General features: G+C 61.5%; 17 protein-coding genes. 8 read left to right on the top strand and 9 right to left on the bottom strand.

What is annotated here, in order from left to right; translation table 11 throughout:
- Positions 1-51: 51 nt before the first annotated feature.
- The 6 genes from KYC_RS21815 to KYC_RS21795 all read right to left on the bottom strand — a co-directional run bounded on the left by KYC_RS21815 (position 52) and on the right by KYC_RS21795 (position 6,185).
- Positions 52-939, bottom strand: coding sequence for a GTPase (locus KYC_RS21815; protein WP_008166521.1), 888 nt, complete (start codon positions 937-939; stop codon positions 52-54).
- Between the two features lie 417 nt (positions 940-1,356).
- A complete protein-coding gene (locus KYC_RS29720; RefSeq protein WP_008166520.1) occupies positions 1,357-1,494 on the bottom strand; it encodes a hypothetical protein in 138 nt (45 codons plus the stop codon).
- Positions 1,495-1,592: 98 nt separating this feature from the next.
- Positions 1,593-2,618, bottom strand: a complete 1,026-nt coding sequence (locus KYC_RS21810) for a helix-turn-helix transcriptional regulator (protein ID WP_008166518.1) — start codon at positions 2,616-2,618, stop codon at positions 1,593-1,595.
- A 70-nt stretch (positions 2,619-2,688) separates the two neighbouring features.
- Positions 2,689-3,294, bottom strand: coding sequence for a hypothetical protein (locus KYC_RS21805; protein WP_139026536.1), 606 nt, complete (start codon positions 3,292-3,294; stop codon positions 2,689-2,691).
- Between the two features lie 275 nt (positions 3,295-3,569).
- A complete protein-coding gene (locus tag KYC_RS21800; RefSeq protein WP_008166514.1) occupies positions 3,570-4,013 on the bottom strand; it encodes a DUF695 domain-containing protein in 444 nt (147 codons plus the stop codon).
- A 180-nt stretch (positions 4,014-4,193) separates the two neighbouring features.
- Complete coding sequence (locus tag KYC_RS21795; RefSeq protein ID WP_008166512.1) at positions 4,194-6,185, bottom strand: acid phosphatase; 1,992 nt, start codon at positions 6,183-6,185, stop codon at positions 4,194-4,196.
- A 273-nt stretch (positions 6,186-6,458) separates the two neighbouring features.
- Between KYC_RS21795 and KYC_RS28445 the strand changes: the two genes are divergently transcribed.
- Together KYC_RS28445 and KYC_RS21785 are read left to right on the top strand one after the other, a co-directional pair.
- Positions 6,459-7,235 (top strand): helix-turn-helix transcriptional regulator, encoded by a 777-nt coding sequence (locus tag KYC_RS28445; protein ID WP_008166510.1) that lies wholly within the window; start codon positions 6,459-6,461, stop codon positions 7,233-7,235.
- A gap of 64 nt (positions 7,236-7,299) precedes the next feature.
- Positions 7,300-7,911, top strand: coding sequence for a GNAT family N-acetyltransferase (locus tag KYC_RS21785; RefSeq protein ID WP_043519066.1), 612 nt, complete (start codon positions 7,300-7,302; stop codon positions 7,909-7,911).
- A 24-nt stretch (positions 7,912-7,935) separates the two neighbouring features.
- Here KYC_RS21785 and KYC_RS21780 read toward each other — a convergent pair whose 3' ends face one another.
- The gene (locus KYC_RS21780) at positions 7,936-9,312 is read right to left on the bottom strand and encodes an aminotransferase-like domain-containing protein (RefSeq protein WP_008166507.1); all 1,377 of its coding nucleotides are present in this window, start codon (positions 9,310-9,312) and stop codon (positions 7,936-7,938) included.
- 460 nt (positions 9,313-9,772) lie between these two features.
- Between KYC_RS21780 and KYC_RS21775 the strand changes: the two genes are divergently transcribed.
- Positions 9,773-11,059: a hypothetical protein gene (locus KYC_RS21775; RefSeq protein WP_008166502.1), complete on the top strand. Its 1,287-nt coding sequence runs from the start codon at positions 9,773-9,775 to the stop codon at positions 11,057-11,059.
- Positions 11,060-11,228: 169 nt separating this feature from the next.
- Here KYC_RS21775 and KYC_RS21770 read toward each other — a convergent pair whose 3' ends face one another.
- Together KYC_RS21770 and KYC_RS21765 are read right to left on the bottom strand one after the other, a co-directional pair.
- Positions 11,229-12,539: a sigma-54-dependent transcriptional regulator gene (locus KYC_RS21770; protein WP_043519064.1), complete on the bottom strand. Its 1,311-nt coding sequence runs from the start codon at positions 12,537-12,539 to the stop codon at positions 11,229-11,231.
- Entirely contained in the window at positions 12,536-13,921 is a 1,386-nt protein-coding gene (locus tag KYC_RS21765; RefSeq protein WP_050814926.1) for a sensor histidine kinase, read from the bottom strand. The genes KYC_RS21770 and KYC_RS21765 overlap by 4 nt, the downstream gene beginning before the upstream one ends.
- A 344-nt stretch (positions 13,922-14,265) precedes the next feature.
- On the opposite strand from KYC_RS21765, the gene KYC_RS21760 reads away from it, so the two are divergent.
- The 5 genes from KYC_RS21760 to KYC_RS21740 all read left to right on the top strand — a co-directional run bounded on the left by KYC_RS21760 (position 14,266) and on the right by KYC_RS21740 (position 18,920).
- Positions 14,266-14,751, top strand: a complete 486-nt coding sequence (locus KYC_RS21760; RefSeq protein WP_238531979.1) for a tripartite tricarboxylate transporter TctB family protein — start codon at positions 14,266-14,268, stop codon at positions 14,749-14,751.
- A 3-nt stretch (positions 14,752-14,754) separates the two neighbouring features.
- Positions 14,755-16,275 (top strand): tripartite tricarboxylate transporter permease, encoded by a 1,521-nt coding sequence (locus KYC_RS21755; RefSeq protein WP_008166495.1) that lies wholly within the window; start codon positions 14,755-14,757, stop codon positions 16,273-16,275.
- Positions 16,276-16,347: 72 nt separating this feature from the next.
- Positions 16,348-16,842 carry a hypothetical protein gene (locus KYC_RS21750; RefSeq protein ID WP_008166492.1) on the top strand — a complete coding sequence of 165 codons (495 nt, stop codon included), beginning with the start codon at positions 16,348-16,350 and terminating at the stop codon, positions 16,840-16,842.
- Positions 16,843-16,882: 40 nt separating this feature from the next.
- Complete coding sequence (locus KYC_RS21745) at positions 16,883-18,142, top strand: putative Na+/H+ antiporter (RefSeq protein WP_008166490.1); 1,260 nt, start codon at positions 16,883-16,885, stop codon at positions 18,140-18,142.
- 154 nt (positions 18,143-18,296) lie between these two features.
- Positions 18,297-18,920 carry a tyrosine-type recombinase/integrase gene (locus KYC_RS21740; RefSeq protein ID WP_008166488.1) on the top strand — a complete coding sequence of 208 codons (624 nt, stop codon included), beginning with the start codon at positions 18,297-18,299 and terminating at the stop codon, positions 18,918-18,920.
- Positions 18,921-19,028: the final 108 nt, after the last annotated feature.

The raw sequence follows: 19,028 nt of genomic DNA, 5'->3' as shown, positions 1-19,028 counted from the left end.
CTTTTCTAATAGCCAATAAATTGTTCGTATGGACAATCTGACCCGCACGCATCATTCTGCGGAATCAATTCTCTTAAGCGATCCGCTGACGTTCTGCACCAACGCCGCCACGGCGGCCTCAAAGGATTGCAAACGCTTCTGGCGTGCTGCCGTGCGTACTTGAATCTGCAGATCCAGTTCATCGGCAATGGCGAGAATCTGTGCGGTCAGCGCATCTTTTTCGGTTCTCAGCCGGTCTGCGCGAAACGTCCGCCAATCGACGTTGGCGGACGTTTCGGGAAGTTGGCTGACCCAATTTTTTAATTCGGGAATGCCGCTGATATTGATCAGTCCGGCCTTGCCTTCAACATGGCCTTTCTTGTACCGGGCGGCTGATACTGCAAATGTCCAGCGGGGTTCGAAACCCACTGCGGCGGTGAATGCGGTGCGAATAGCGGCTTCCCGGCGTGCGGCTTCCTCGGGGTCGCCCACTTCGTCGATCTGGCTGATCACGAGCACAAGGCGCGATTCGAGGCCACGCACTTGTTCTTTCAGCAACCCCAGAAATTCAAGTTCGCTTTGCTCGAATTCCGCCGCCATCAGACGATGCACGTATAGATAACAATCGCCGCCAAGCATGCCCTGCCAGGCGGTTTCGTCATCATCCGTGGCGCCGTCTACACCGGGCATATCGACCAGGGTTACGCCTGCCACTTCAAGCTCGGACACCGTGCTGGTTACCCGGGCAGCTCCCGTCTTGAACGCTTCGGCGCCTTCCCCGAACTGGCCGGCCAAGGTATTAAGGAGAGAACTCTTGCCTGCGTTGTAAATGCCGCAGGCAGCCACGCGCGGGCCCGACTCCAGCAGCACTTGTTTGCGCGATACGTAGGCCGAATAAGCATTGGCAAGGATTGGGTGATCCTCAAGGCTGTCGGGAACCGAGGTATTCGAGATTGTCATCGTATTATCACAACTTGAAGCACCAAGACTAATTTGAATACATATAGGGCAGCAGAATAACCCATCTGGCCCGATTTAAAAGGCCGTTCAAACAACGTTGGCCGGCGTCTGCGAATTAGCGCGATTGATCATCTGATCGCCGGCTTGCATTCAACGCGCGCGACGGTTGGCTAAATGCCCTTTCAACCGGCTCGCCATCACAGCCAGCACCGAAGGCTCGCGGAATTTCAATTCCTCTGACCCGCAACGCGGACAGCGCGCCGCGATATCACGCCCCGCAATCAATGCGTCGCTGGCTGGAGCGAAAGTCTGCGACCAATTGCATTTGGGACAGACCTGGGTAAACGGTTTGGGGCGGACGGGCATGTTGCAGATCCAAATCAGAAAGTCTCAGATGCAAGGGGTTTTCGGCCCGGTTCAGTTGCCGGAGCCATCATCGCCCTGCTTAACCGAATCTATGTACTTCCCCAGGATTGCAGTGCTCAGCACACCCGCCACGAAAACGATGGCAAAGGCTGCAAGATGCTCCATGGGGGAACCGTTGTTGTTGAACATGCTGGCTCCTGGATTGGCGGAATCATGGGCCTGCGATTTCAGGCCTGAACGCAGGTTAGAACCCGCTCGGGACAAAACCTGTCCCGAGCCCGCCGCCCCTATGGCTTTTCCGCATACAGGGCAGCGAGCGCACGCGCTTCCGCCGCCATCTCGTCGCGTAACGCGGCCGGCCCCAGCACCTCGACGTTAGGACCGAACGACCGCAGCCACCAGCGCAGGCGTTTGCTGAGCAGGACGGTGCCCTTCACATTCAGGCCCGCTACCGTGGGCTGCGCCACCTGATCATCGGAAAGCGGCGACTCGAGCAGATGGTTGCCGGCGCCGTTGAAAAAATGCAGTTCGACGGGAATTGCGCCCTCGACCATGAAGTCGAACTGCCGCTGCGCTTTCACGTACTCGGCAAGGCTGAATTCGGGAGGATAGGCGAATGCCTCAGGCAGCATGCTTGCACTGACAAGCCTGTCGAGCCGGTACATGGCAGGCTTGTCGTAGCCCGCCATGGCGGCGACGAGATAAACCACACCGCCCACCTCGACCAGCCCCAAGGGATCAAGAATCCTCGTCTTTTCCTGGTCCGCCTTCGAACGAACGCGGTACACCACGTCAAGCTTCTGCTCGTAGAACAGCGCCCGGGTAACGACGGCAAAGAGCGTGGCGTCGATAGCCGGATGCTGCAAGGCAAAGCCGCCACTTTCCACCTCGACCTTGTCCACCCACTTTCGGTATCGGCGTTCACTGTCATTGTGCGAGGCGCCCAGCCGCATTTCCGCAATATCGAACAGCGAGGACAGCGATTCGGCAACCAGCGACGGAATCTGCCGCGACGAGAAGCGCTTCAAGGTTTGCAGCGCGAGCGCCTGCTCACGCGTCATCAGACTGGCTGACCGGGCGGCCACGCCGCCGGCGCCGGCGCGTTTGCGCCAGACGAGGGCAGTACCGCGCTTCTCGGACTCCACCAACTGCTCGTCGAGCAGCTTCTGCAGCGTGCGCTGGACCGTCTTGACGACAGGAGGATCAGGAAGGGAGCGGCACAGCTCCCGATGAACTTCAGGGGTGCTCATGAAGCGACCGTCTTTCTCGGCGTCCTTCAGCACATGAAAGATATTGGCGACCAGCGGGGGCATAGGTAACATCACTCACTTCGACTCAGCGTTAACGGCATCGGCACAGGGTTTCTTAAGACTCGATAGCCCATCAATCGAGCTCCGGCCATTCGAAGCCCAACAACGCGTCCACGCGCATCGCGCCGTCCAGCGTCATGGGCGTGGCCGCCAACGTCTGCAGATCGTGCAAGCCGGCCTCGATAATCGTGCGCCGCAGATCCTTTTCGGGCGCGCCCGCCACGGCCAGCGCGGCCGGCTGCATCAGCGATGCCGAGAGCGCGTCGCGCAAGACCGCGGAGAACTTCGCAGCGGTTTCATCAACGCCCGTCACGGCCAGAAGATTGCGATGGGTGAACTTGCGCGTCTCGCTCCAGGCATGCACGGTCTTGTAGCCGTCTTCGCGCGTCCACTCCAGCGCCGACAGCGCGCGCGCCAGGCATTCCACCGCCCCGGCCCACGACTTGTCCGCCAACATGACCCAGACGCCCCTGCGGGCTGCCGGCAACTGGCTGACTCTGCCGCGGCAAAGCGCCAATGCCGGCGCCCCCCGGGCACGCGCCCGGCGCATGGCCTCGATCGGGCCAGCCGTGTTCCAGGCAGCGCGCCCATTGCCCGCAAGCGCCGCGAAATCGACCAGGTGCAGCGACAGCGCGCCGCGCGGCGCTTCTCCCTCGGCATGCCATTCGATGAACGGCATGGCTTGCGCCAGCTTGCGGACCAGCGCCGCAAGATCCTCCGCAGGGATCCCCCATCGTTCCAGAGAGATCGCCGGCCGCATAGAAATTGCACCCGCCGCGCTGCATGCCATCGGATTCGTCACTGTTGCTCCTCTTGTATTGGGAACAGACAGTGTGAGACGCCATCGGGACATTCGCTGTCCGAACGGCGATGCCGAGCATCCGGCGCGGTCGTTCGATCGTAGTCAGGGAGGCTGGACCCGGCTACATGCGCCGTGCGCCCCCCGAACTCCCATCAATGAACCTGATCCGACCCTTCCGGCTGCAATTCCGACAAGGCCTTCCAATCCGGATCCTGGAACATGCGCAGTTGGATGGGATAGACCGGATGCCCCGCCAGGCATTGATTGAACACGTCCAGGAAGGCTTCGACGTCACGGGTGTAGTAACGCCACTCCTTCACATGGTTTCCCGTCAGGCAAGCCACCTGCACCCCCACATCCGAGCCCTCGAAGCCCTTCTCGATGGCCTCTTCAAAGCTATTGGTGCTCTGCTTGTCTTCGTCATTGGGCATGCCGGACTCTATGCCCGTGTACGGCCACGAGATGATGATCAGGTTCTCGTTGACCTGACGATCCGGCGCCGACGGCATTCCCGTACGAAAACGGACGATGACCGATAACCCGTCGATGCGCGCTTCACCCACCGCCCACAGATCGCCTGGAAAAATACTGCTCATTGAATGAATTCCTGTGTAGAAGCCGAACCGGCGGGTTCAGCGCTGACTACCGAGTAAAGCTTGCGCGCCCGCTGGACGCATGAAAAACACTTCCCGGGGTATTCCTGGCTTGAAAAAAAAGAGGCGGGAAATCTCCCGCCTCTTCGAGTTTCAAGTTCGCAAGGATACCCGACTGGACGCCTAGCTCACGGCATCCAGGCGGACTTGCACGCTGTCGCCGTTGTAGATTGCAGTGGCCTTGAAGCCTTTGACCGTAATGCCTGCAAACTGGCCGTGAACCTTGGCGGCGCGCAGCACGGTGATCGTCGACCCGACCTGCGGGGCATAGCCCGAGCGGAATTCTACGTTCAACTGTCCACCCAGCGCAGCGTCGGTGTTCACCGTGATCTGGCCGGCATCGTCGTCGCCAATGCGCGCCAGCAGCGTGCCGGAGGACGTCTGCGTGTAAGTGCCAAGCACCTGAACCGCCTCGACGGCGTTCAAGTCCAATGTGCCGCCGCTGACGTAGACCGCGCCGTCGCCCAACGCCTTGGCCGAGTCTGCACGCAGGATGCCGGCCGCGACCACCGTGCCCCCGGTGTACGCGTTCGCACCCGCCAGGCCGAGCGTGCCCGTCCCGCTCTTGGTCAGTTTGCCCGCGCCGTTGATGTTATTGCGCCATACATCCAACGCATTGAATCCGCCAAGGGTGGCATTCATCGTGACTTCCACGTCGCCGTTGAAGGCGCCATAGCCATCGGCGGCGTCGAACAGATTGAGCCGGCCAAAGCCCTCGGCGTCGTCAAGAACCGGATAGCCCGACGGCAAGGCCGTGGACTTCAGCACGACGCGGCGTTGCTCATTGGTCAGATAGGGCAGGCGCGTTTCCAGCATGACCTCGGCGCCCTTGGGCACCACGGCCGGCTTGCCGGTGTCGCCAATCTGCGTGAAGCTGAACGTCAGGCGGCGGCGGTACTCGGATTTGTTGACGGCGTGATCGGCAAACCTGTCCTGGCTCACGTCCTGCGAGTGCGCGAATGCAAGGAACTGCTCGGGGGTGCTGGCGCCCACGGCGGCCATCAGGGTTTGGCGGGCTTGTGCGTACGCGACCGATCGGACGCCTTCGCTCGCGGCGTAGATGTTGCCGGCGGCGGAGGCCTGGCCGAGGATGCGGCCGCTCATTACGTCCAGAGGCGAGTGCATGCCCGCGATGATGCGGCTCTCGCCCAATTCGACGCCTCTGCCCAGCAATTCCTGGAAGCGTTCGGGCACCAGGTACGCCATGCCGATGGCATTGCGCACCGACTCGGCGGTGTGTCCGCTGGGATAGCCGCCATCGGTGGCGGCGGTGAGGCTTTTTGCCGGCTCCAGTGTCGGCAGCACTTGAACGCTGCTGCTCCAGCGCCACGGGCGCGCGTACTTGTAGAAGCGCTTCCCCGGCTCCGTGGATGCGTTGGCGCCCATGCTTTGTACAAACGCAATGGCGTCGCCGAAGGCGGGATTGGCTGCGCCGCTGACGCCTGTGTTGTTGCCGGCGTCGTCATATTTCACCGTCGTGGCGTCGGGTGCGACGTCGTTGATGGTGGTTGTCTGTTGCGCGGCGCTGCGCCATGCCGCGGTCAGCGGGCCCAGGCCATCCGTGACGCTGTAGTTTTTACCGCGGCGGTCGTCCAGGTAGGCGGCCGTCGCCTGTTCTGCGGTTCGGTTTGCGGTAGTGCGAACAACGAAGGCGATGTTCTCGTCATGCACGGCCTTGTTCTTGACTCGTCCGTCGGTGGCATCGCCGGGGACGCCAGTCCAATCCGATGCGATGATGCCGGGAAATCCATCGGCGCCGGCAACGTTGACTCCGGCGTCGACCAGGCGCGTGCGGGGCTCCCAGATGTCCAAAAATCCGCTCAGGACTCGAACGCCGGCATTGGATTCCAAGGTTGCGTATCTCGGATCACCCCGCTGGTTCGTGTTGGCGAAGTCGACAAATGCGGACACATCCGGAACCGGCGCGGTATCGACTCGGCCAAGCCCGGCGGGCGCTGCGGGAATGACATACGCTGGCTGCTCGCCGCCATTGTCGGCGTCGCTGTCATCGTTGTCGTCGCCGCCGCACGCTGACAGCGCAAGGATGACCGCCAACGAAGTCGCCCGCAGGGTGTAGCCGGGGATATTCTTTCCGAGATATTGCAGTGAACGCATGAGTTGTAGTCGTAGGGGTGAACGAGCGCTGCATGCTAGTAGCCCATTGTTTAGGCGCGATGACATAAGTGTGAACTTGACGCACGTCTGGTTCGGCGTGCTGCTGGCCGCCCCGCAACTGGCGCTGTGGCTGCCGGGCCAGATGCCCACCCTCTGATCCCAAGGCCATCAAGCCGACTCTTTAGACTGGGTGCTATGAATAGAAGCTGATCGAGGCGGGCATTCGTCCAGCCCCCCCAACGCCGCAGTGCGCTTGAGCTAACATTTCCCGCCATGGGATCGTTCTCTCGCCGTCAGTTCAAAGGTATCGAAGTCGTACGCGTCGAGGACGACGCTCGTGGATTTGCGCCCCATTTCCACGACGAGTTTGTACTCAGCGTGAATGTGCGGGGGCTGGAGAGCATCACACTCGACAAGCAGAGCTTTGATGCCGCAGCGGGAGACATCACCCTCTACAACCCGGCGCAAATTCAAAGTTCACGTGTCGTCAGTGAGCCCTGGCAGTTTGTCAGCATGTATGTTGACCCGACAGTCCTCCCCGAATTAGCGGGCGTCAGCGCAGAGACCGTTTTTGACAAGCCTTTGTTGAGAGCCCCGCTGTTCGCGGCCAAGATGCATGGCGCCATCCGGTCGGCGTTGGACCGGGCAACGCCTGATGGTGTGGCGCTTGAAGGGCTCACTCAGATTTTTGGCGACCTGTTGAAGCTTGCCGGCGCAAGCCACGCTGCGGATACGCGGTGCGTTCCTGCGGCCGTAGGCCGGATTGCCGAGCGCCTGCGCGATGACCCGGTCTTGCCGTCGCTGACTGATCTGGCCAGCGACGCCGGACTGACACCCGTACAACTCGTTCGGGCCTTTTCCAGGGCCTACGGAATGCCTCCGTTGGCTTGGAGCTGGAACCTGCGCGTCAGCCAGGCGCGAGCCAGGATCGCCCGGGGCGACAGCATTGCGGCGGTGGCCATGGATCTTGGCTTCTCGGACCAATCCCACCTGACGCGCAGATTCCGTGCACTTTTTGGCGTCCCGCCGAGCCAGTGGCGCAAAGGGTGAAATAGCGTTCAAGACAGGAAGATCGGCGCGAGGCATAGTGCTGGAATTATCGAACGTGCAGACCATGACTACGCCCCCCCAATTCGTCCCGACCGGCTATTCCGACGTCCCTCCCGGCCACATTGCCAGCGTCGTCACCGATCTCGAAATGCTGTCCAGGCCCGTCGCGGCCGACACCTCCTTGCCTGCGGGCTTTACCCTTGCTCCGGTCGCCGACATTGGTCTCGATGCTTACCGCAGCCTGTTCCGGAAGGTCGGCGCCGACTGGCTTTGGTTTTCTCGCCTTTTCATGGCCGACGACGACTTGGCCGCCACCCTGGCCGACCCCAATGTCGAGGTCCACATTGTCCGGAGCAGCCGGGAGGACGTAGGCATTCTGGAACTGGACTTCCGCCAGACAGGCCAGTGCGAATTGACGTTCTTGGGCCTGACCGCTGACTGCACGGGCATAGGCCTTGGCCGCGCGTTGATGAGCAAGGCCATCGCGCTGGCTTGGGCACGCCCCATCAAGCGCCTGTGGGTCCACACCTGCACCTACGACCACCCTTCAGCACTGCGCTTCTATATCAACGCCGGCTTCAAGCCCTATGCGGTTCGGGTAGAGGTGCAAATCGACCCGCGCCTGACCGGCCACCTGCCGAGAGACGCGGCCCCGCAGGTTCCCATCATCGGTTGACGCCCCTGCCGCGATGATCGCAAGTCACACTACGCTCGAAACCCGCCTGGCATGATCGCCCTTGAGCAACTCCGCCAGCCGTGTCAGACCCTGCGTCAGGCGATTTCGATCAAGCGCTCCCCCCAATGACACTCGAAGCGCCACGGGGCTGAACGACCCCGTGGAGAACGACTCCGAGTCAGTGACACTCAAGCCTTGCTGCAGCGCCGTTTGCGTAAGCCGGTAGAAGTCGATATGACGCGGCAACTGGAGCCAGAGGTGTAGCCCATGCGGGTCGGCCTGAATATTCCCCGGAAGGATCTCTGCTGCGATCGCTTGTCGATGGCGCAGTTCGACCTTGACCTGCGCCAGCCATTGAACGGCAGCCCCCGACTCTATCCAGGTCGACGCCATTTCAGTCATCCAGGGGGTGGGCATCAGAGCCAGCGAGCGCAGGGCATCCAGAACCGGACTTAACGGCTCGCCAGCTGGTACGACCAGGTAAGCGGTTCGAAGGCCAGGCGCTATGCATTTAGATAGTGTCGAGACGTAGTAAACCGGCGTCGACGACGTGTTGGCAGCCAATGAAAACATCGTGCTCGGCGGGCGCTCGGCTAACAGCCAGTAGGGATCATCCTCAATGACTGGCAATGCAAATTGCGCTGCAACACGCAGCAGCGCTGTCCGTCGCTCGGTAGAGAGCGTCAGCGCAGTGGGGTTCTGAATCGTCGGATTCAAATACAGCAGCGCGGGCCGATGCTGTTTGCACACGCGCTCCAGGTCGACAGGGTCCATGCCGAATTCATCCGACTTCACCCCTACGGCCGAACGCTGGAGCACGCGGGCTGCGGCCAGGAAGCCTGGGTAAGTCAATTCATCGCAGGCAATGGCGTCGCCGGCCAGGCTCCTGGCCAGAATCAGTGCCGCGATAGCGGTTTGAGCGCCCGGGCAAACCACGATCCGCTCGATGTCCGTGCTGCCTATCATCGGCTGCAGCCATTTCGCCCCTGCTGCACGATGCCGATTGGCCCCTGCACCCACGTGATAGCTCATCAGGTCCATCGCGCTTGCGGCTGCCTGCGTTGCGCCACTGCCTTGCGCAAGCATGTGCGAAAACTCAGCACTGTTGAGCAGGGGAGGGATATTCATGCCCAGATCAATCGCCCCCCCCGCATCGGACCCGGAATAGGCCACATAGGTCCCGCCTGCGCCCTGAGCTTCCAACAGCCCTTTCTGGCGAACCTCCGAGTACGCACGGGTGACGGTCGTCAGATCAACACCCAATGCCCGGGCCAGCTCTCGCTGCGGGGGCAGGCGATCGCCCGGCCGAAGCACCCCGTCCTCCACCGCCGTAACGATCTGCGTGGCGATCTGCTGGTACCGGGCGCCTGAGCCGGCGGCCAGGGGACGCACCCAAGACATGTTGGCTTTCTTAAGGCGACGTGAGAGAGGCATGTCTTATCTTTATGTATGGATTTTTGCCGCTTTGGCAGGCGAAAACAGGCATATCAGCCCAAAATTCAACCTTTTGTATGGATTTTAGCGGTACTATTTGCAATCTTGTATGGAGTATAACGCCCGCTCAGCCCGCTTCCACCCTCGTTCAGCGTTGCCAATTTTTTAAGCAACCGAGGTGAAGGCATGGGGAAACGCCTACGGGTTCTGTCTACGGCGCCTGCTAATAGCGCTCGCTGCGCACGAGCAGGAAATGAAGCTGCTGTGGCAGCGTTGTTGAGGAAATGATGAATTTTTGGGTCCCTGTAATCTTCGGTACGTTCAAGCTCCTCGTGCTGGGCACGGGCATGTTTCTCGCCATCAAGTCTCACTACGACGGTGAAAAAAAGGACAAGGCGAAAAAGAACGAGACGGAAGGACAGTAGTGATGGGTAGCCCGACCGACGCGCGCATGCGATGGCGCGAGCAGCAGCGCGCGCAGCGTCTGGACGATGCCGAGACGCAACGCGCCGAGCTTGAGGCGCAGGCTGATGCGGCAAGGGCGTGGGCCGAACACGCGCGCATGGCGCCCACGGTCGCGCGCTTGTCATGGGCGGGCGTCGAATTTGACGTGCTCAACCTGGAACGGGCTCAGCGCCTTCTGGAACGCATCCGCGACACCGACAACGCGGCTGCGTATGGTTTGATGGACGAAGCTGCCCAAGCGCGGTTTCCCCTCGATGCCGAACGCGAATGGGTCTTTCTAGCCGCCAATGCCCCCGTGCGCGCAGCAACACTGCATTTGCCCGACGCGTTGCCGGATCACCCGCGGTTGCGCGTGGCAGGCTGGATCTTTCAGGCCGGCCTGCAGGCGCGGCGCGTATGCGTGGGCGATGCAGCCTTGCTGCACGACGAAGCGCTGCATAACGAGGCAGGCGGCCCATGGTTGATTGTGGACGGCCCCTCCGAATTGGAGTTGCTGATGCTGCCTGCGGGCGAGCACGCATTCACCGCGGGTCTAACCGTCGACACCCTGCTGGCACGCCATTACCGATGCCGCATACTGGTGCGCGGCCGTCTTGAAGCAGCGTGCCTGATCGCTGCGGGCGGCGATGTGTGCCTTACCGAGGCGCCTCGCATCGAACTGCTGGCCACCGATGACGCCTCCCCGGATCGGTCCCGCATCATGTCGCGTCACGGCCGCAGCTATCGTTTTCATCCACCCACCCACTTGCTGGACGAACTGGTCACGGCTGCTTGGCTGCGCCGGGATACACGCGGCCATGCGCGTCTCGCGCTCGATCTGACCGGGCTCGATGGTGCGCAGGGTCTGCTCCGCTCGCTCGCAGAAATCGACGCGGTATATGAAGGATTCGCTGGCGAGCTGGCCCAGGCCTTCGACGATCTGGCCGCACGGTTGCGCGGCGCCGGGCCGGCACGGCTGTCGGCAGGGTTCGGCCACGGACCATCGGATCAGGCAAGCTACGAAGAAAACGCCGCGGGAGCGCGAGAACTGGCAAGACAGATAGGCCATTCAGTAGACGTGCGCGTGAGCGCCATGCAGCCGGGGCCCGGCGCCCCGATCTCGCTGCAGCTGGAACCACTGACCGCACCCGTGCGAGAGCGCCATGTGCGCTTGGCCAAGCCCGACGACGATGACGTGGAGGCGCGCAGCATAAAGCGTGCGCTGCGCGCGGCGCTCGAGCGACTGCGGCGGCAGTATCCCTTGGCATGAGATCCCGCACGGCATACTTCGCAGGCAGGTACATTGTGCGCAGCGGAACAACCGTGCACTTATGATGCAGGGCGGCACTGAAAACGCGCGCGGCCGGAGTAAGACAGCTATCGGCCAGGAGCGGACATCCGTAGCACCGAATGCGGTTGGGCGGAGTGCAAGCAGCCGCTCAATCCGCAGCGCCGTCGTCCCGCCTCGCTCGCAGCTTCTTCCATAAGGTTGTTCGCGAAATCCCCAGGAGCTTGGCCGCCTGACCCATATGGCCGCCAGATTCGGAAATGGCTTGCTGGATGGCACGCTGTTCCGCGTCAAACCGCGTAGCAGCCAAAACTGGCTGTTCCACAAGTTTGCTTTCGGGAAAAAGGTCGCCGCTTTGCAGTATGGCGTCATCCGCCATGACTGCCGCGCGCGCGATGCGATTCTTGAGTTCCCGCACATTGCCGGGCCAGGCATACGCATGCATGGCCTGAAGGGCATCGGAGGACAAGGCGGCACCCGTGTATGGCTGCTCGGCAAGGATAGCGCGCGCCAAAGCCGACAATGCGCCCAGGCGCTGCCGTAGCGGTGGGGTGGCCACTCTGGCCACCGCCAGCCGATAAAAGAGGTCCGCGCGGAAGGTGCCTTTTTCAATGGCCGCTTGAAGATCGATGCAGGTGCTAGCAAGCACCCGGCAATGCGTCTGCCTGGGCGCGCTGTCGCCCAGCGCCCGGTACTGGCCGTTTTCCAGAACGCCCAGCAGCGCCGCTTGCGCGCGCGGCGTCAGTTCGGTCACCTCGTCCAGATAAAGTGTGCCGCCCGCCGCTTCCGAGAACAGACCTTCGCGTGCCGCGCTGGCTCCGCTGAACGCCCCTTTCAGGTGGCCGAACAACAGGCTTTCAGTCAGATCGGTCGCCAAAGTGGCGCAGTTGACGGCCACAAAAGGCCCCGACGCAAAAGATGAACGCGCGTGGATATAACGCGCGGCATGGTCCTTGCCGGAGCCTGTCTCGCCTTCAAGCAACACGGGCAGGGAACTGGCGGCAAGGCGTTCAAGCTCCTGCGCCAAAGGTAAGGTTTCCTCGTGCAATACGTAGGGGTTTTCAAACACCTCGTCGGGGCATCCGGCGGGCTGGGCGGCGATCACAGACCGGATACGCGCCACCAGCGCATCGGTGTCGTAGGGCTTGGTCAGGTAATCGTTCGCGCCCGCCGACACGAGGCGCACGGCTTGCGCGATGTCACCGTAGGCCGTGGCGAACACCACAGTGGTGCTTGCCAGATAGGGGATTAGGCGCCGATACAGATCTTCACCGGAACCATCCGGGAGCCGGATGTCGGCCAGCAGGAAGGCCGGGCGCATCCGCGTCCTGCGAAACAGTTCGACCGCTTGCGCGCAGCTCTGCAACCATTGCGCAGAAATACCTTCCAGCCGCAAGCGTTGCAGCAGTGCGCCGCCCAGCAGCTCGTCGTCTTCGATCAGCAATACCTGTAAGTCATTCAAGACGCGTCTTCCTGTACCGCAAAAGGCAAGCGCACGGAGATGCGCGTGCCGCTAGCCAGATGCGTGACACGCAGACGGCCTTGCATGCCTTTTATCAGATCCGCCACGATACCCAATCCCATCCCCTCGCCCTCGGCAGGAAGCCCTTTCAAAGCGTGGCGGGCGGCGACGGGCAAGCCGCTGCCCGCATCCACCACATGCAACGTCAACACCGTGGGCCGGGCGCGGGCAACCACAAGCACCAGCGCACCGGCAGGTGAAGCCTGAATTGCATTAAGCACCAAGTTCAGCAGCACTTGGCGAACGGCGCCAGCCGGTAGCGCCAGCTGCAAGCCCTGCAATCCTTCGCAATGCACCTCAACCCGAACACCGCCCCGAGCTGCCTGCGCGCCAACCATCAAGCGAATATCGGCGATATCTTCTTCGCGCAACAACGCAGCGCCTGGACGGAACGTCCGCAAACTGGCGTCCACCACAGCTTGCAGCGCTTCCACGCCACGTTCGATAAAGTTCAGCGACTCGGTACGCACGTCGCCTCGCTCACCAAACAGCCTCAGTGTCTGCACGGCGGTGCGCAAACCGCCCAGCGGATTGCGCACCTCGTGCGCCAGCGCGGCCGACATCCGCCCCAACACGGCCTCTCGTTCGATGCGTGAATTGCGTTCGGCCAACGCCTCGCGTTCTTTAACGCTTTCGACCATCCAGTTGTACGCGGACAGCAGCTCTTGGAGTTCGGGGTCGGAGGTGGCCACCCGCATGGGACGCAGCCGATGCTCCGGGCCGCCGCGCAACGCCTCGGTCAGGGAAATAATGGGACGTTGAAGCCGCCGCGCCATACCAAAGCACAGCACCGCGCCGATCAGGCTTATTGCCAGGCCTACCAGCCCCAGCTCCAAGGCCAGTTCCTGGCGCTGCCGCAGAAAATCGCTGACGTCCAGATTGGCCACCACAGTGCCCAGATCCGACCGGCTGTCGTCCAGCAGGCGCCACGTCCATACCCCTTCCGACCGCAGATTGACCAGTGTGCCGGATGCGTCGGTGAATGAAGCGAGGGGAATGGGTTCAACCTCGGGATAGCGCGCCACATGCGCAAGCAGGCGGTGGTCGGGGGCAACCACGGCAAGCGTCCGGTCAACCACGCCAAGGTGCGTATCCAGCGCCCGGTTCAGCACCTCGACCATCTGCACCGCGTCTCCGGCGCGCACCGACGGCAGGATCGCGGCGGACAAGCCGTCCAGGTACACCTGGCCCAGATCCGAAACCTGTCTGTCGAACTGCCGGGACACACCATGCAGCGCCAGCGAAATAAGAGCAGCGGAGATCAACAGAAACAGTAATGACACCGCAAGCGGAATGCGTGCGGTAATGGGTAGGCGAAGCATGACGACACGCAAGGACCACAAAAACCCGATTATGCCCTGGACCGTTTGGTCCACCGATTTGCAAGAAATGGAAAGCGCGCAAGAGATGGGAAAGAATCGTGCCAGGCCTTTAAGCGCCCATGAACGGCATGGGGGTTGTTCACTTTTGTGAACATCGCGCGTTCAGTGCTGTTCACGCCGGTTCAGCCGCGTGAACACGGACGTTTTCCGCTGCTGGTTTTCCCGGATCCGGGCCGCCAAACCGTGAAAGCAAATTGCAAGGCGCTCTCCTTAAAGTGCCCCCTCCTTCAGCCCGCTAAGTCGTGCGGGCCGAAGCATGTCGACAACATACAGGGGAGCAAGCCGTGGGCAGCACCATATTTTCCAGAAAGCGCGATCTGTGGGGCGGTGCGTTCATCGCTCTGTGTGGCGCGCTGACTATTCTTGAAGCAACGTCATACAGCATCGGAGAACTGGCTCGGATGGGCCCGGGCTACTTCCCGTTGATGATCGGCTGCTTTCTTGTGGCGCTGGGCATCCTCGTGCCCCTTAGCCCAGACCCCGATGAAGTGCAGGATGAGCTCATCGAGGAACAATTGCCCCAGCCCACGCGCCGCGAGCGCGTGCGCGGCATGGCTTGCATTGCAGGCGGCATCGCGCTGTTCATCATCCTGGGCAGCTTACTGGGCTTCTTGCCCGCCACCTTCGCGCTCGTTTTCGTCTCGGCGCTGGGCGATACGTCCAACTCCGTGAAGTCCGCCGCCATTCTTGCGTTGGCGATGACAGTGTTCGGAGCGGTGGTCTTTTCTTGGGCGCTGCAATTGCAGTTTCCGATGCTGCGCTGGGGGTAGAAAATGGATCTGTTCGACAACGTACTACATGGCTTTTCGGTTGCGTTGCAGTGGGAAAACCTGCTGTGGTCGCTATTCGGAGTGTTCATGGGCAACATGATCGGCGTCCTGCCGGGCATGGGTGTCTTGGCGGCCATTTCGATTTTGCTGCCGCTCACCTACGCGATGACGCCGGTAGCTGCCTTGATGATGCTGGCCGGCATCTACTACGGCGCCCAATACGGCGGCGGCATCACCTGCATCCTGCTCAACCTGCCAGGCACGCCGTCGCACGCGGTGACGTGCCTGGACGGCAATCCGCTGGCCCGGCAAGGCAAGTCGGGATCGGCGCTCTTCATGCTGGTCATGGCCTCGTTTGTGGGCGCCAGCGTGGGCATCATCATCATGATCCTGTTCTCGCCCTTGCTGGTTGAAGTGGCGTTTCAGTTTGGCCCGGCCGAATACTTCTCGATGATGATGCTCGGCCTGTTCGCTGGGGCCACGCTTGCCAAGGGTTCGGCCATCAAGGGGATCGCCATGGTCTTTCTTGGCTTGTTGCTGGGCGTGGTGGGCACAGACGTGAATACCGGCACCATTCGCTACGGCTTCGGGGTCATCGAATTGAGCGATGGCATTCCGCTGGTGGCGCTAGCCATGGGCCTGTTCGGCCTGGCGGACTTCTTTGCCAACGTCAACCGCATCGGCAAAGCCACCACCGTGGGCGCGGGGCCCAAGATGTCCGTGCGCCCCGAACCGGGCGATATCAAGAAGTCGGCCATGCCGATCGCGCGCGGCAGCGCCATCGGCGCCGTCCTGGGCATCTTGCCCGGCACCGGTGCGACAATCGCATCGTTTATGTCTTATGCCGTCGAAAAGCGCGTCTCCAAGACGCCGAAGCGCTTCGGCAACGGCGCGATTGAGGGCGTGGCAGGCCCGGAAGCGGCCAACAACTCGGCCGCGCAGACGAGCTTCATCCCTACGATGAGCTTGGGAATTCCTGGCGACTCGGTCATGGCTCTGATGCTGGGCGCACTGATCATCCACGGTATTCAGCCTGGCCCTCAGATGGTGACGGAGCACGCGGATCTGTTCTGGGGGCTGATCGCCAGCTTCTGGATCGGCAACATCATGCTGGTTGTCATGAACCTGCCGTTGATTGGCATGTGGGCACGTCTGCTGAAAGTGCCGTACAAGTACCTGTTCCCGTCCGCGCTGTTCTTTGTCTGCGTCGGCGTGTACAGCACGAACAACAATCTGTTCGATGTCGGCATGGTGCTGGTTCTGGGTCTAGTCGGATACCTGTTCCTGAAGCTGCGCTTCTCGCCCGCGCCGCTCTTGTTGGGTTTCGTGCTGGGGCCGATGGTCGAAGAGAACTTCCGCCGTGCGTTGCTCCTGTCACGCGGTAGCATGAATGTGTTCATCGACCGCCCGATCAGCGCCGGCTTCGTGTATGCCATCCTCGCGCTTGCGATCTGGCTCGTGTATTCGACGGTGCGCAACAGGAAGCGGGTCCGCGAGCTTGAGCGGGCTCAGGCCGGCGCCTGATCGCTTCACGCCTGTCGTACTCGATGGGGAGCCGCGCGGCGGTTCCCCTTTTTCTCATTGACGGAGGGTGTCATGAAACAATTGGCGCAGCAAAAAGACGGCAACGTGCCGCGCGGGGCGCTGACCGTGGTTCGCGAACTTCCCTTTGTAGAATTCATCGAATTGCTTGAATTCAGCCATCTGCGCTTCGACGTATCCGAACGGGGATCGACAGCAACGCTAGTCGGCTCTCAGGAATGGCGCCGTAAGATTGAAGACGACGCCGCGCAGCCCGAATCGGTCTATGTGTGCACGACACTCGATGCGCTGCATCACGCGGTGTTGGCCCCCGAGGATGCCGAATTGAAAATAGATATGCCGAGCAAAACCCGGGTGCGCGTGCGCACGCTGTCACGGCAGCGCGGACGTGCGGCGTTGCAACCTTGCGTCCGCGTCGATCTTCAGGCGCTGATACGCCGCGTGCTGGTGCCGAGCAACGCTCCTGCGCATATTTTTGACCTGATCAGGCACGTCGTCATGACGCGCTTGTGGGTGGAAGTGGCACGGGTGTCGTCCGCCCGCATCTGATCTCGGCCTAAGCCGCTCTCTTGTGTACAGGAACTGAAACGTGACGGAATCCGCACTGGAAATCATCGCCGCCTTTGTTTTTGCCCTAGCGCTGGTGCACACATTTTCTGCGCCGGTCTTTCTGCGCCTGGCACATCGCAGCAAGCGCCACGGCGGCCTGCTGCACCTGCTGGGAGAGGTCGAAGTGGTGTTCGGCTTCTGGGCGGCAATACTGCTTATCCTGATGGCGCTTGCCGCCTCCAGCAGCACAGCCCTGGCGTACGCCGAGTCGCGCAACTACACCGAACCCGCATTTGTCTTTGTGGTGATGGTCATTGCCGCCTCATTGCCGGTGCTGACGGCGGTGATGCGCGTTGTCGAACATGTCGCACGCAAGCTTCCCGTCCGCGACCAGACCGCCAAAGCCTGGCTATGCCTGGCCCTGGTGCCGTTGGCAGGGTCGCTGGTCACCGAACCCGCAGCAATGACGATCGCTGCGATGATGCTGGCGCCGCAGGTGTTTCATCGCGACATGCCCGAGCGCTTGAAGTATCTGGCGTTGGGCGTGCTGTTTGTCAATATTTCGATTGGTGGGACGCTCACGTCCTATGCCGCGCCGCCCGTCCTGATGGTCGCCTCGACGTGGGGTTGGGACAGCGCTTTCATGTTCACCACCTTCGGCTGGAAGGCCGCCCTGGCCGTCCTGCTTAACGCAACGCTGGTGACGATGTTGCTGCGCCCCTACCTGCGCTCGGGCGATGTGATGTCGATGAAAAAAACCGCCGAGCCGATGTCGCCCGTCGTCATCGCTGTGCATCTGGTGTTCCTGGCCGCCGTTGTGCTCAGCGCGCACCATCCGATTATCTTCCTTGGCCTATTCCTGTTCTTTATCGGTTATACGCAGGCCTACAAAACCCATCAAAGCCCGCTGATCATCAAGGAAGCTCTGCTGGTGGGCTTTTTCCTGGCCGGCCTGGTGGTACTGGGCGGCATGCAGCAATGGTGGTTGCAGCCTATCGTCAGTGGGCTTGAACCTAAGGTGCTATTCGTTGGTGCGTTGGCGCTCACGGCAATCACCGACAACGCTGCCTTGACCTACCTGGGTTCGCTTATCAACGGCATCTCCAGCCAGGCTCAATACATGCTGGTGGCGGGCGCCGTGGCGGGCGGAGGCCTGACCGTGATCGCAAACGCGCCGAATCCGGCGGGCGTGGCCCTGCTACGCGGCAGCTTCGCAAATGGCTCGGTCAGCATGCTGGGCCTGCTGTACGGGGCGCTAGTACCCACCGTCATCGCGGCAGCGTTTCTTTTCTTCCTTTGAGCAACGCGGAGGCCCCTTTTTTCCTCTTCGGTCTGTCACTTGCATTCGGCCTGAATGACGACTTTGGAGGGCTCGGCTTAATGACCGGTACGGGTCGGATAGCGACCCTCCGTAGGAGCACACTTAATCTCCCTTTACGCGAAAGGAGATTGTCATGGAATCCGCGAATGTCACCGTTGACCGTCGTGTGCCATGGAACAAGGGCAAACTCACCGGGCAGAAGCCACCTCTAAAGCTAGGAGAAATTTGGGCAATCCGAACGAGACTGAAGATGGCGTCGAACGTCCGGGAACTCGCAATGTTCAATCTCGCAATCGATAGCAAGCTTCGAGCGTGCGATCTCACGCGATTGCAGGTGCAGGACATCCGTCACGGTAGCCACGTGGCCGCGAGAGCCACCGTCATGCAACGAAAGACCCAGCGTCCGGTCCAATTCGAGATCACGGAGCAAACCCGTGAGAGCCTTGCATGGATCGAGGCGCGAGGTCTAAAGGCGGCGGACTTTCTGTTTCCGAGCCGGTTGCATACGTCGCCGCATCTGTCGACGCGGCAGTACGCCCGTATTGTGCATCGCTGGGTCGCATCCATTGGCCTTGACGATACCGCATATGGCACCCACACCATGCGCCGTACAAAAGCTTCGCTGATCTACCGCCGGACGAAGAATCTTCGGGCTGTACAACTGCTGCTCGGGCATACAAAGCTGGAAAGCACAGTTCGATACCTTGGCATCGAGGTCGACGATGCGCTTGAGATGGCTGAACAAACCGAGGTTTGATGCATCCCGGCCGGCGAGCGGACGCTTGCCGGTCAGAAGCAGCCGCTCGTCGCCACCGTAGTACCGAATTAACCCATCAGCCCAATCCCTTGTCTTCCAGCACGCGGT

The sequence above is a fragment of the Achromobacter arsenitoxydans SY8 genome, assembly GCF_000236785.1.
Lineage (GTDB): Bacteria > Pseudomonadota > Gammaproteobacteria > Burkholderiales > Burkholderiaceae_B > Achromobacter > Achromobacter arsenitoxydans.
Note: the sequence above shows the minus strand (reverse complement) of the source record. Positions and strands in the feature narration are given on the sequence as shown.

Coding starts and splice junctions, on each gene's coding strand:
- KYC_RS21785 (WP_043519066.1), top strand. CDS start 7,300: ATGACTACGCCCCCCCAATTCGTCCCGACCGGCTATTCCGACGTCCCT.
- KYC_RS29720 (WP_008166520.1), bottom strand. CDS start 1,494: ATGTTCAACAACAACGGTTCCCCCATGGAGCATCTTGCAGCCTTTGCC.
- KYC_RS21800 (WP_008166514.1), bottom strand. CDS start 4,013: ATGAGCAGTATTTTTCCAGGCGATCTGTGGGCGGTGGGTGAAGCGCGC.
- KYC_RS21795 (WP_008166512.1), bottom strand. CDS start 6,185: ATGCGTTCACTGCAATATCTCGGAAAGAATATCCCCGGCTACACCCTG.
- KYC_RS21750 (WP_008166492.1), top strand. CDS start 16,348: ATGAAACAATTGGCGCAGCAAAAAGACGGCAACGTGCCGCGCGGGGCG.
- KYC_RS21765 (WP_050814926.1), bottom strand. CDS start 13,921: ATGCTTCGCCTACCCATTACCGCACGCATTCCGCTTGCGGTGTCATTA.
- KYC_RS21780 (WP_008166507.1), bottom strand. CDS start 9,312: ATGTCTTGGGTGCGTCCCCTGGCCGCCGGCTCAGGCGCCCGGTACCAG.
- KYC_RS21815 (WP_008166521.1), bottom strand. CDS start 939: ATGACAATCTCGAATACCTCGGTTCCCGACAGCCTTGAGGATCACCCA.
- KYC_RS21775 (WP_008166502.1), top strand. CDS start 9,773: ATGGGTAGCCCGACCGACGCGCGCATGCGATGGCGCGAGCAGCAGCGC.
- KYC_RS28445 (WP_008166510.1), top strand. CDS start 6,459: ATGGGATCGTTCTCTCGCCGTCAGTTCAAAGGTATCGAAGTCGTACGC.
- KYC_RS21740 (WP_008166488.1), top strand. CDS start 18,297: ATGGAATCCGCGAATGTCACCGTTGACCGTCGTGTGCCATGGAACAAG.
- KYC_RS21805 (WP_139026536.1), bottom strand. CDS start 3,294: ATGCCGTTCATCGAATGGCATGCCGAGGGAGAAGCGCCGCGCGGCGCG.
- KYC_RS21755 (WP_008166495.1), top strand. CDS start 14,755: ATGGATCTGTTCGACAACGTACTACATGGCTTTTCGGTTGCGTTGCAG.
- KYC_RS21810 (WP_008166518.1), bottom strand. CDS start 2,618: ATGCCCCCGCTGGTCGCCAATATCTTTCATGTGCTGAAGGACGCCGAG.